The 12999-nt window shown below is 42.8% G+C and carries 10 protein-coding genes and 1 pseudogene; 6 read left to right on the forward strand and 5 right to left on the reverse strand.

What is annotated here, in order from left to right:
* The first annotated feature begins 10 nt into the window (after positions 1-10).
* The gene (gene astB, locus MHN32_RS17005; protein ID WP_039497635.1) at positions 11-1351 is read left to right on the forward strand and encodes an N-succinylarginine dihydrolase; all 1341 of its coding nucleotides are present in this window, start codon (positions 11-13) and stop codon (positions 1349-1351) included.
* Positions 1352-1413: 62 nt separating this feature from the next.
* On the opposite strand, the gene MHN32_RS17010 is transcribed toward astB, so the two are convergent.
* Complete coding sequence (locus MHN32_RS17010; RefSeq protein ID WP_095727524.1) at positions 1414-2400, reverse strand: hypothetical protein; 987 nt, start codon at positions 2398-2400, stop codon at positions 1414-1416.
* A gap of 116 nt (positions 2401-2516) precedes the next feature.
* Here MHN32_RS17010 and MHN32_RS17015 point away from each other — a divergent pair, with 116 nt between their 5' ends.
* Positions 2517-2966: a hypothetical protein gene (locus MHN32_RS17015; RefSeq protein WP_039497631.1), complete on the forward strand. Its 450-nt coding sequence runs from the start codon at positions 2517-2519 to the stop codon at positions 2964-2966.
* A 76-nt stretch (positions 2967-3042) separates the two neighbouring features.
* On the opposite strand, the gene MHN32_RS17020 is transcribed toward MHN32_RS17015, so the two are convergent.
* Positions 3043-5313, reverse strand: a complete 2271-nt coding sequence (locus MHN32_RS17020; protein ID WP_239422373.1) for an acyl-CoA dehydrogenase — start codon at positions 5311-5313, stop codon at positions 3043-3045.
* Between the two features lie 362 nt (positions 5314-5675).
* Between MHN32_RS17020 and MHN32_RS17025 the strand changes: the two genes are divergently transcribed.
* The 3 genes from MHN32_RS17025 to MHN32_RS17035 all read left to right on the forward strand — a co-directional run bounded on the left by MHN32_RS17025 (position 5676) and on the right by MHN32_RS17035 (position 9368).
* Positions 5676-7496 carry a M2 family metallopeptidase gene (locus MHN32_RS17025; protein ID WP_239422374.1) on the forward strand — a complete coding sequence of 607 codons (1821 nt, stop codon included), beginning with the start codon at positions 5676-5678 and terminating at the stop codon, positions 7494-7496.
* Positions 7497-7671: 175 nt separating this feature from the next.
* Entirely contained in the window at positions 7672-8478 is an 807-nt protein-coding gene (locus MHN32_RS17030; protein ID WP_239422375.1) for an ABC transporter permease subunit, read from the forward strand.
* The gene (locus MHN32_RS17035; RefSeq protein ID WP_239422376.1) at positions 8475-9368 is read left to right on the forward strand and encodes an ABC transporter ATP-binding protein; all 894 of its coding nucleotides are present in this window, start codon (positions 8475-8477) and stop codon (positions 9366-9368) included. The genes MHN32_RS17030 and MHN32_RS17035 overlap by 4 nt, the downstream gene beginning before the upstream one ends.
* A gap of 58 nt (positions 9369-9426) precedes the next feature.
* Here MHN32_RS17035 and MHN32_RS17040 read toward each other — a convergent pair whose 3' ends face one another.
* The 3 genes from MHN32_RS17040 to MHN32_RS17050 all read right to left on the reverse strand — a co-directional run bounded on the left by MHN32_RS17040 (position 9427) and on the right by MHN32_RS17050 (position 12262).
* Positions 9427-11040, reverse strand: coding sequence for a M56 family metallopeptidase (locus MHN32_RS17040; protein ID WP_239422377.1), 1614 nt, complete (start codon positions 11038-11040; stop codon positions 9427-9429).
* Positions 11040-11432 carry a BlaI/MecI/CopY family transcriptional regulator gene (locus MHN32_RS17045; protein ID WP_239422378.1) on the reverse strand — a complete coding sequence of 131 codons (393 nt, stop codon included), beginning with the start codon at positions 11430-11432 and terminating at the stop codon, positions 11040-11042. Before MHN32_RS17045 ends, MHN32_RS17040 begins: the two co-directional genes overlap by 1 nt.
* 365 nt (positions 11433-11797) lie before the next feature.
* A complete protein-coding gene (locus MHN32_RS17050; RefSeq protein ID WP_174168753.1) occupies positions 11798-12262 on the reverse strand; it encodes a nuclear transport factor 2 family protein in 465 nt (154 codons plus the stop codon).
* 323 nt (positions 12263-12585) lie between these two features.
* On the opposite strand from MHN32_RS17050, the pseudogene MHN32_RS17055 reads away from it, so the two are divergent.
* A pseudogene (locus MHN32_RS17055) lies at positions 12586-12999 on the forward strand (transposase); the annotation flags it as partial.

Below are 12999 nucleotides of genomic sequence, written 5' to 3' on the forward strand. Positions count from 1 at the left end.
AACCGCACTCATGACTTATGAAGTCAATTTCGACGGCTTAGTAGGGCCAACACATAATTATGCCGGATTATCTTATGGTAATGTCGCGTCACTTTCTAACGCTACCAGCGTCTCTAATCCAAAAGAAGCGGCATTGCAAGGTCTTGAAAAGATGAAAGCAATGCATGATATCGGCCTAAAACAAGGAATATTCGCACCTCACGCACGCCCGAGTTTAGCCCCACTGCGTCGCGTTGGCTTTTCGGGAACTGATGCACAAGTACTTGAAAAAGCATATAAACACGACCCTATATTGCTTCGAGCTTGTTACTCTGCCTCTGCAATGTGGACGGCAAATGCGGCGACTGTATCGCCTTCTATTGATTCCAGCGATGGCAAAGTACATTTCACAAGTGCCAATTTAAACTGCAAATTTCACCGTTCAATAGAGCCAGAAACCACCACGAATTTACTTCGTGCTATGTTCGCTAATGCGCAATATTTTGCACATCACCAGCATTTGCCTGAGCAGCCTTTTTTTGGCGATGAAGGTGCTGCAAACCACACTCGCCTCGCCGATAGCCATGGCAGTAAAGGTCTACAATTATTTGTGTACGGTTCAAGTGGCTTTAACAGCGATATAAAGGGTCCTACTAAATATCCTGCTCGGCAAACATTAGAAGCAAGTCAAGCGATTGCAAGGCTACATCAATTAGATGATAAGCAAGCAATTTTTATCCAGCAAAATCCAAATGTGATTGATCAAGGCGTGTTCCATAATGACGTCATTGCGGTGGGCAATGAGAATGTGCTGTTTTGCCATGATCAAGCCTTCATTGATCAAACCTCCAGTCTAACCAAAATTAGACAAGCGTATATCGGCGAAAAGCCTTTACATATTGTAGAAGTTCCGACACATGCAGTGAGTGTTGAAGACGCAGTAAAAAGCTACCTATTTAACTCACAATTGATCACCTTGCCATCAGGCGAGATGATGCTGGTTGCACCGGAGGAATGTGCGAAGAATGATAACGTTGCCGCGTATATCGAATATATGCTCGGTGCAAAAAATCCGATTTCGCAAGTACGCTTTTTTGACTTACGCCAAAGTATGCAAAATGGTGGTGGACCTGCATGTTTGAGATTACGTGTAGCACTCAATGAAGCTGAGCTAAAAGCGGTAAATCCAGAAGTGATGATGAGTGAAGACAAATTTATTCAACTAAGCGCGTGGGTCAATAAACATTATCGCGATAAAGTCACAGAGCAGGATTTAGCTGATCCGAGCCTACTGCAAGAGTCCTATGCTGCACTAGATGAACTCACCCAATTACTTAATCTTGGTAGCGTTTATGACTTCCAACGCGCCTAATTTCAAGTTTTGCTTGTCAAACTGCAATTAATCTGAGGTTTATAGGGAGTGATTTCACTCCCTTACTTTTTAGCAAGTACGTTAACCGCCCACGTCTCAAGCATACCGTCGCTATTTAGCGTTACTAAGGTGTCTGGGTTTGGGACATACATATCGACTACCGTTGCCCCCTCATTCTCAGTATGAATAGACCAAGTACCTAATTCTTCCCCGCTCTCATAGCGCCAGATGGAGAGGTGAGACTTTGACGATGATGTCGCAAGTAAGCCTGAGTCAGAAATAAATTTGGCCTTTCTAAACATCTTAAAACGCGCCATATACTTTAGCTCACTGAGCTGTTTTCCAGACTCAAAGTCTAGTACATGTTGCGCATTCAACCCATCTGAGACGAATAAGTGCTTGCCATCATGACTCACTGTTAAACTGGTAACACGATGACTAAATTGATGCTCATATAAAGGTTCTGGTGAGGCAAATTGCCAAAGGGCAACCAACCCATCTTGCGCGCCTGTAACAAAATAGTCGCCACTATTGTCAAACGCCAAATGCTCTATCGGCCGAGTATGTGGCATAAAACGATTGTTTAACTTCGTGAATAGATCCGCCATATTGAGTGAGCCATCATCCATCGCAACAAGCAAACGCTGATTGTTATGGGAAAGCGCTAAAGCAGAGATTGAAGCTAGTGGACTCACCCCTGCAAAAGGTACGTTCGTTATCAACTTTTGCTTTGGAACAGACCAAATTGAGATAAGGTTTTCACCTGCCACGATGAGCATTTCCTTATCATCTGACAGCAAAACTTCTTTAACTGGTGTTTTTATTTTGTCTTTGGGTACTGAGAATATGACAGACTGATTGGCATTGTCATAAATATGGATTTCAGCGTTACTGTCTAATGTTACGCTCCACTTTCCATCTTTAGAAAAATGCCCGAGTATTATGCCATTTTGCGTCAACTGGCTTGTTACCCCTTTACTAATTTCAGGCTGCGATCCACACCCTACTAAAAATAAAGCGAACCAAGCTAGTGATATTAAACGAGACATCTTAAACCCTTAGCACATAATACATTTATTTCATTTACTGGCTTTACATATCGGCCGTTAGCAGACAAACTTAACTTATTGTGAATAATTTTAGACTGCATATGATGTATTTTAGCATGACAAAGTCACTTATTAAGCAAACTTTCGTTGTCTTAGCCGCAATGATTTTACTCTCAGCGTGCGGCTCAGAGGATAATGTCAGTGGTGACAAGGACACTCCTGGATATGCCGCAACAATGTATTTTGACGCACTCTATAATCAAAAAGATTTAGATGCTGCAATGAAAATCGCCACTCCCCGTCACGCGCGTATCATGCGCTCTTACGGTACTGCGTCGCAATTCGCCAGAAATTTAGTGAATATGCAATACGATGAAGTCACCATAGAAGTTGATATGACCAATCAAAGTCTGCGCGAACAGTATGGCGACAGCGCAAAAATTAATTTAATTTTTACAGGTCAGCTTCACGGTGAGCAAGTAGACGACATGCGTAGTGTCAGTATGGTACGCAAAAAAGGCAAATGGTACGTAGACAAGGTACTAGCCGACCCCTTTGCGCGTTAACTCAAGAATTAGATTGGAAAGCCCCGTTGTCGGGGCTTTTTTAACAAATTAGCCAATATCCCTCCGTCACAACAAACTAGTTGGGCGCTTTTGCATCAACAGCAATCGCTTTTGCAACTAGCGTTTCAATACAAAAGATGGTTTCAGAACTCTTATCATCAATCACCTTGTCGTCCATTGCGATACTGAGTTTTTCATTCAATGTCTTACCCACCAATTTCACGCTATTTTGTTTACACCACTTACGATATTTTGCCATTAGTGGAGCATGCGCCTTTTCCAGTAAATAAGCATGCTCAACCGTATCTATCGCAGAGTGTTTTACCACGGCGCACAGATGCGAGATACGTTCACGGGTCGAGTTATGATCAGAAACATTGCTACATACCTGCACCGCCAATTTGTCGCTTGGCGCTTTGAGCCACTTACCAACAGGAAACGCCATACGCTTTAGCAAAAATGCCAGAGGTGCTGCGGTAAAGTTATCGCAAAATGCATAAATAGCCTTACTTGCTTCGTTAAGACAGTGATCTAAGGCAAACTTTACCAGCGGTAAGTCCCCTTGCTGACGGCCATCATCTTCGTATTTTTTTAATACGCACGAGGCGATATAAAGAAAGCTCAGGACATCTCCTAATTTTGCAGAGAGCATTTCTCTACGTTTTAGTGAACCGCCTAGCTTTAACATAGCGATATCACTATACACAGAAAGTGCTTGGCTCAACCATGTTAGCCGTCGGTAATACGCCGCCACATCACCACTAACTGGCGCACGTTCGAAACGTGCAAGTGTGAAGCCATTAAAAAATGCCTTAAGCCCATTCACAGAGGTATGCTGCAAGTGTTTGCAAAGCACTTCATCAAACTCTTTCAATGCGATTAATTGATCTTCTTGCTGTACGATACTCATTTCTTTGAGTATGAAAGGATGGCAACGCGTTGCACCTTGACCAAAAATCATCAAGCTTCGAGTTAAGATATTGGCGCCCTCAACGGTAATAGAAATCGGCATCCCCATATAATTGTGAGCAAGATAATTCATTTCCCCCATTTGAATGGCTTTTCCGCCATGAATATCCATCGCATCATTTAATGCCACCCTTGCATGCTCAGTGAGGTGATACTTGGCAATCGCAGTGACTACCGAAGGACTTTGCTTTAAATCAATTGCCAACGCAGTGGTTTGTCTCACCGCTTCAATAAGATAGCTATAGCCGTAAATTCTGGCTAACGCGCTTTGCACTCCCTCAAAGGCAGAGATAGGTACACCAAATTGGCGACGGACACCAGCGTAAGCCGAAGTCGTTCTGGCACTTAATTGAGCGGTTCCCGCGCTCAATGCAGGCAAAGATATCCCCCGTCCAGCACTTAAACACGACACCAGCATGCGCCACCCTTTGCCGATACCTGCCTGTTCGCCTATCACCCAAGCCAGTGGAATAAAAACATCTTCACCACTAGTTGTGCCATTCATAAAAGCTTGGCCCAGCGGGTTATGTCGATCTCCAGTTTTCACACCTTCATGTGCAGTCGGAATAAGTGCACAAGTGATCCCAAGCTCTACTTTGTTCGAAAGCAATTGATCCGGGTCGTAAACCTTAAACGCAAGTCCTAATACATCAGCGACGGGCGCCAGCGTGATGTATCGTTTTTGCCAAGTTACCGCAAGTCCAATTTGCTTTTCTCCCTCAAATTCACGCTCACACACAATCGCAAAGTCTTGGATGCTACCCGCATCCGATCCCGCCTCTGGCGAGGTCAATGCAAAACAAGGTAGCGCCTCACCCGAGGCAAGCTTTGGCAGCCAAGTATTCTGCTGTTCGTTGGTACCGTAATGAAGCAGTAACTCCGCAGGGCCTAAACTATTTGGCACCATCACGGTCACCGCCGTAGACAAACTACGGCTGGCTATTTTTGCAACGATGGTGGAGTTCGCCTGAGCACTAAATTCCCGACCACCAAAAGCCTTTGGAATAATAAAAGCAAAAAAGCCCTTTTCTTTTAAAAATTGCCAAACCTCTTCAGGCAGGTCTTGAGCCTCAGATATTTTTTCTTCATCAAGCATTTTTAGCAGCGTATGTAATTCGTTGTCTATAAATGCCTGTTCTTCATCGCTCAGCTTTGGCTTATCATTGCTCAACCACTTTCGCCAATTCGGCTTACCCGAAAACAACGCACCATCCCACCAGATACTCCCCGCTTCCATCGCTTCTCGCTCAGTTAGGGAGAGTTCAGGTAATGACGTTTTGAAATAATTAAAGAGCGGTTTAGTGATCAACTTAACCCTGATATCACGGACACAAAATACCACCACAATTGCCAATATCACCAATAAAACTAAAGTCATATGCACTCCTTTTTGCAGGCTTCAAATACGGCCTTTTGATACAATTGACTGCCTTAATTATGGTTAATAATCACACTAACTCAACTTTTATCTGCGCTCGCATCTCATTGTTTGTCCATCGCAAAATTGTCGTTTTAAAGTCGTCCTGCTATTATTCTTGCCACCACAGCAAAAAATGATGCTTTGCTGCGCGAAAAAGCCGCGCTCAGTACGATTAGTTGTTCATACGACTAATACTAATTGGATTAATTTACTTGCTGATTTTTAGCAATTAACCCAATTAGTGTAGCTGGCTATAGATACTAAAATGCCGTCTAGCGTTAAGTCGGCTCGTGTATTCATTAAAACAACAAGTGAACCCTATGAAACCAAGATTTAAGTTAAGTGTTGGCGCACTCATCGTTGCCAGTACTTTTGCACTCTCTGCCTGCAAATCCACTGAAACTACAAATAAAGCGCTATCAGAAGCCGATGCAGTTGCATTTTTAGATAAGGCGTCAGAACAGCTGGTTGACCTTAACTTCCGCTCTAGCCGCTCAGCTTGGATTTATGCAAACTTTATTACTCACGACACTGCTTCTCTTGCTGCGGACGTGAATGAGGAATACACCGCTGCGCTCGTGGAGCTTGCTAACCAAGCTGCACAATTTGATGGCTTGACGTTAAACGAAGATACTCGCCGCAAGCTTGACAAATTGAAGCTAAACCTGACATTACCTGCACCAAAAGATGCTGACAAAACAGCGGAACTTGCAAAGCTCACTGCAGAGCTTGATGGTATGTACGGCAAGGGCAAATACTGTAAAGATGATGGCACTTGCCTAAGCCTTGGCGACATGACGGCTAAGATGGCGAATAGCCGCGACTATGAAGAGCTTTTAGACATCTGGCAAGGTTGGCGAGAAGTGTCAAAGCCGATGCGTCCACTCTATGAAAAGCAAGTGGTACTTACCAATGAAGGTGCTAATGAGCTTGGCTACGCAGACACAGGCGCCATGTGGCGCAGTAAGTACGACATGCCAGCGGACGACTTTGCAAAAGAACTTGACCGTACTTGGAACCAAGTAAAGCCGCTATATGATTCGCTGCACTGTCATGTTAGAGCCAAGCTTGGCGAGAAATACGGCGAAGATAAAGTGCCTCAAGACCAGCCTATTCCTGCGCACTTGCTTGGCAATATGTGGGCACAAAGCTGGGGCAATATCTATGACTTAGTCGCGCCGGAAAACGCAGATCCGGGTTATGATGTAACAGCGCTACTGGCTAAACACAATTACGACGAAATCAAAATGGTAAAAGGTGCAGAAAAGTTCTTCACCTCTATGGGTTTTGCCCCATTACCTGAGACTTTCTACGAACGTTCTTTATTTATTAAACCACAAGACCGCGACGTACAATGTCATGCATCAGCATGGAACTTAGATGCCAAAGACGACCTACGCATCAAAATGTGTATCCAACGCACCGGTGAAGAGTTCTCAGTTATCCACCATGAACTAGGCCATAACTTCTATCAGCGCGCTTACAATCAACAGCCTGTGTATTACCAAGAAAGTGCCAACGATGGCTTCCACGAAGCTATCGGCGACACCATCGCGCTATCTGTAACACCTGGCTACTTAAAGCAAATTGGTTTGTTGGATAACGTACCGGATGAGTCAAAAGATATCGGTCTATTGATGAAGATGGCACTCGACAAAGTTGCATTTATTCCATTCGGTCTACTTGTCGACCAATGGCGCTGGAAAGTATTCTCTGGTGAGATTTCTCCAGCAGAGTACAACCAAGCGTGGTGGGAATTAAGAGAGAAATATCAAGGTGTTAAAGCACCAATTTCACGTACTGAAAATGACTTTGACCCAGGTGCAAAATACCACGTACCAGGTAATGTACCTTACACTCGTTACTTCTTAGCGCATATTTTGCAGTTCCAGTTCCACAAATCACTTTGTGAAATTGCTGGCAGCAAAGAAGCCATTCACCGCTGTTCTGTTTACAACTCGAAAGCAGCTGGTGAGCGTTTAAATGCCATGCTTGAAATGGGCAGCAGCAAACCTTGGCAACAAGCACTGAAAACGCTAACAGGTAAAGATGAAATGGATGCAACAGCAGTACTTGACTACTTTGCACCATTGCAAAAATACCTAGATGAGCAAAATAAAGGCCGTAATTGCGGCTGGTAATTGCTAGCAAATTTAAACTCAGAAACGGGCACACTCAATCGTGCCCGTTTTTTATTGGTTTAATTTTGTTACAGTTCAGTAACTTCCTTTTTTAGCGCCAATCATATACGCTCAAATCAAAGTCAGCCTACCGCTCTAGCAGTGAAAGTCTGTGTTGTCACTTGCAAGGATCCTTATGAATATAAAAAGAATTGGCCTAATTGCCATCTTTGAATTGCAACGCTTGTTTGCAACGAAACGCGGATGGATAGCCATCGCCGCATTTGTTTTGGTTTGGTACGCCATTTTGCGCTACGCCATTGCAGAAGCGGTATCCATTGTCAGCGACCCCAACTTCAAAAATATGATCCAGAGTTTTTCTGGCGTCGTTGGTATGCACCGTATTGCCCAATGGCCTGAAATGGAACTTGCACTGTACTTAGTTTGGTCAATATTTTTATTTCCTCTTTTTGTGATCTTTTCAAGCGCAGATCAAACTGTAGAAGATAGAACCCGCGGCACACTGAGATTTCTAACCCTGCGCACATCTCGCGCGGAAATTGTTGTTGGCCGCTTTGTTGGGCAGGTATTCAATACGTTGCTGCTCATAGCGATTTCTGCTGTAGGTGCTTGGATATTAATGGTGGTGCGCGACCCAAGCTTGTGGCTCACAGGGCTAAGTCGGGCTACATTAATTGTTTTAGAGCTAACGCTTATTACTGCGCCATTTATTGCCCTGATGTCTGTTGCTAATCACTTTGCTAACTCAAGCAAAATGAGTATGATTTACGCAATTTTAACCTACTTAACGCTCGCTACTTTGGTCGCTTTTGCACTTGAGTACAGCGCTTACGCGGAGTATCTGTTTTATCTTTTTCCTGGATTCCAAGGCACAGAAACCATCGCACAAAATATCAACCTCACTCGCTTTGCCACACCGGTCCTGCATAGCCTCGTGTTAATTGCAATTAGTTGTGAACTATTAAGAAGGCGCATGCTATGAGTAGCATTATTGAAGTTAATAATTTAGTGAAAGAGTATGGACGAAAGCGCGCACTAGATAACGTATCTTTTACCCTAAACGCAGGTTCACCCATTGCGCTTGTTGGCCCAAATGGTGCGGGTAAAACCACCCTTTTTAGCACACTTTGCGGGTATCTAAATGCAGATGCTGGCAATGTTCAGATTTTAGGTCACAAACCTGGCAGCGCTGCACTTTTTGGTCGCCTTGCCGCACTTCCACAGGATGCTCAGCTTGATCCAAGGTTTTCTGTCAGTAATCAGCTACGTTTATACGGACAACTTCAAGGTTTAGATGCGAAAGCGGCCGAGAGTGAAACGCACAGAGTGCTTGAGCTTGTCGACCTCAAAGACTGTTATCACGCCAAACCTCATGAGTTATCTCATGGCATGCGAAAACGTATCTGTATTGCTCAAACGCTACTTTCAAAGCCTGAAATTGTACTGCTTGACGAAGCCACGGCTGGATTAGATCCCGTGAATGCTCGTGAGATCAGAAACCTAGTAAAAAGGCTTCAATCTGAAACGACTTTTATTTTGAGTTCACACGATTTAGTAGAACTCGATGATTTGTGCGATCAGGTATTACATTTACAGCATGGTAAATTAACTGCTGTTGACCGCATCCAAGAAGCGGAACTTGCCACGCTGACTGTAAAACTTAAAGAGTCTGGCACCAGTAGTCACATAGCGCTTTTGAAATCCTTACAAGGCGTTGAAGAGGTGACAGTAAATGCCAGTGGCGCCCTGCTTATTGAGTACCGTAGCGGCCAACAGGTTGATATTGACGTACTCCGACTTTGCCGTGAACAGGGTTGGCGTTACAAGTCGTTAGTTAACGGTAAAACACTAGAAGATGAACTGTTCGGCTAGCGCACGGTTAGTTTAGTAAATTAAAAAAGCCTGCATCTTACAGGCTTTCTTAAATGATTTATAACTTCGCCAGTAACAAAGAGCCGGGTCGAGGTAAGCGAGGTAATATTGCCGGCGTTTTCGCATAATCCGCAGGTAAACGCTCTTTCAACTCGTTCACCTTTGTTTGGTTATTCAGTTTTTCGTATGCATAGTATCTTAGGATATCTTGATATGTTTGATTTTCAGCGCTGGTTACAACATCACTGTTTAATACAGCTAATGCTTTATCGTAGTCTGCCATTTCAATGTAAGCGCGTGCCAAATCAGTAGCGCTACCGATTTGAAAGCGACTTTGCATTTTTTCAGATAAACTCTCTAGTTGCTCTGCTGCCTGCTGATGTTGCCCAAGGTGCATATAAGCTGATGCCAATCTGTTTTTTAAAAATGGCGGTTGAGTAGAGCCTTCAGGAAACCAATTAGTGTAAGCGGTCAAGATTGCTTCGTGTTGACCTAGCTTATGATAGGTTTGGTCGAGCAAGGTAAAGCTTTTTACTTTTATATCCAGCTCTTCAAAACCATTTAACGAACCGCGGTTACTATGCCAATTTAAAATGTGTGAAACCGCTGCTTTAAGCTGTGTTTCATCATTCGATTTCGCGCCTTTCGCCCCAGCGAGTAGCTCTCTCAATTGCTGTTGATATCGCGCTGACTTTTCACTCTTTTGTTTACTCGCTTCTTGTGTTACCTGCTTTTCAGAGACGATTTGGTTAGCAGCTAAGGCACTACAAGACAGTGCTGCCGTGATAATCATTAAATGGGATAATTTCATTTTCTTTTCCTTGTTTAGTGTTTTAACTCTTTGAATATTGAAACTTTTCGAGTGAGATACGGCTAATACTGAATGACCTAATGACGCATGTTCATGCCGGTATTGATGTTCGGACAACAGTAAGCTGGCCAAATCGTATCTATATTTATCACTCAGTTTTTCCATACAGCTTTCATCGCAGCTGAGTTCGATTTGTTGTCGCGCCAAATTTGCTAACAACAAACAGAATGGATTCCAAAAGAAGACGCTTTCAGTCGCACATATTAGCCATAACCAATATGTGTCCTTATGCTTGATATGCGTTAACTCATGCTCAATCACGGAATCGAGTTCTGGTCGACCTTTCATCTTAAAATCTAACCAAATGGTGTGCTGTAATGGGCCTGTCGTAATTGCTGGGGTACTCAATTCTGTAAATTTTACGGTGCAAGACGTGTGTAGATATTGATGCTCTTCACTGGTGTAGGCACCTTTTTCTATGCCACTTAGTAACCTTTTATACGACCATACTCTCGCTAAAAATAGTCCTCCACCTACCACTGTCAGAAATACAAACAAATTTGAAAACACTTGGTTTATGGTATAGCCAGAAAGCCAGTTTGATTCGGTTTGCAAAGTGGTTTGCTTGATGCTGTTCGGTGGAGTTGACCCTGAGTCTGAAATAGAACTCACCTCAATAGTGTAAAGCTCCAGATCTATTAAAAAAGGGGGTGGGGAAAGTTGCTGCCATGGAATTAGCCAACTCAATAACCCTACTACCAACACATAAAAGCGCGTTCGTGCAGGCGCAGTTTTCAGAAAATAACAGCTAGTCAAACTAAACATGCTGAGCAAGCTTGCGGTGAGTAAGTAATCAAACATTAGTCGCTCTCTGTCTTCTGTTTTTTGCTCTTAAGTAGGTTTTGTAAATACTCAATATCATCATCGTCTAAACTCTCTTCTTTAATGAAATGAGCTATCAGGCTGCGTGAACTACCTTTAAAAAAGCGATCCATAAAACGCGGTGTTGCCTGCTGTGAAAGCGCTTGCTGAGTCACTTTTGCTTGATAGACGATTGACCTCCCCTGCTGACCACAGCGCTCGACTGCACCTTTTTGCTCTAGTCGATCTACGATTGTTTTGACTGTGTTATAAGCCACTTTTTTTGTTCTTGTATCATCTGCAAGAAGATATTTATGAAGCTCACTGGCAGTACATGCATTTTGTTGCCAAAGTAACTTCATCACGTCTAATTCAAATTCACTTAGTTTCACTTATCACCTCTACCACTACATCTGTAGTTTTCAACCACTACAAATGTAGTGGTTAGTACCCATGAAGTCAACTAGAAATTTTTGGTGGGACACAGAAGGTGAAACCTTTACATGAAAGCCGTATTACTTTGAAGGAAAGTGAAGACTGTGCAACAACTCCCCCAAGAAGCAGCATAAAATAGCGACGAAGGAGCGCGAGCTTGCTATTTTTCGTTCCTTGGTTAAAGCCTCTGTATGGATAATAACAACTCAAATTAGGGTAAAGTGAGACTCAAGTTTTAGCTACAACTAAAGCTCTCTATGTTGTAGTTCTATTGATCGCTGACACCCACCACTAATGTGTTAAAGCGTTTGTATGGTATTGATTACCCGTGGTGTCGACGAATGTGCTTAACTAAGCCCGCTTGATTAAACTCAAGTGAAACAATATTGGTTTTACTATATTCAATAGTTTTATCTAAATGAGCAGGTTTTACTTTACCTGATTCGGTCATTTTTACAAAGACGACATTAGCGCCAACCATTACCTCATTTATTTCTATTGAACTATGAATGACTTCATCTTTTAATTTATTAATCATATCCTCTCGGAGTTTAGATTTATCTGTATAAGTAAATTTAAATTTGACGTGTTCATCGATAAAGTCATCAGAAAGCAGTGAGATATAGTTTTCTATCTCTTTAATTGTTGTATTTGGCTGTTGACGCGCATTTTTTGCCGCTACAAATACTTTTGCTTTCTCAATTAGTTGCTCTGACGTGAAATTCTCGTGTGCACTACTAGAAAATGAAAAAAGAAAACAAAATAACACTAATATAAATTTATTCACGGTTCTTTCCTGATATACCTAGACATATTGACTCCCACATGGCACTTGTCTCCACCTCTTCGTGGGTTAGCTTAAAGCCAATGCCATAATTAGTTTGTCAAATAACTAAACAGCAGAGGCTAACATGAACAAACATAACATATTTTTCATTGGCTTAGGTATTTATAAAGAGCTTGTTAAAGTCGCTTAACGAGGCGCCCAACCCGTTCATTTTGGTCAAGAGTCAAATCGCTCAAATCGCTGACACCCACCACTAATTTGCACCTTCCTAAGATTCCGCCTACGCTTTAATTCTGCACTCAAAGGATTGAGGAAACCAAACTATGGCTACTGCCCGTAAAAAACAAATTAGTTTAACCGACACCAAATACTACCACTGTATCTCCCGTTGCGTGAGGCGCGCCTTTCTGTGCGGTGAAGATAAATTTACTGGAAAATCATACGAGCACCGCCGTGATTGGGTTGAAGAAAAGCTCCTGATGTTGGCAGATGTGTTTTGTATTGATATCTGTGCTTATGCCGTGATGAGTAATCACACCCACATTGTTTTATATGTTGATGATAAAAAGGCTAAGCGTCTGTCGGATAAAGCGATTGTGATACGATGGCACAAGTTATTTAAAGGCAATTGGGTAAGCCAAAAATTTACTGAAGGTGAGCCACTCAATGAGTCGGAGCAATTGATACTCGATGAGCATGTCGCCAAATACAGAGAAAGGCTCGCAGATATTAGCTGG

It is taken from the genome of Pseudoalteromonas sp. Of11M-6 (genome assembly GCF_022347905.1).
Taxonomy (GTDB): Bacteria; Pseudomonadota; Gammaproteobacteria; order Enterobacterales; family Alteromonadaceae; genus Pseudoalteromonas.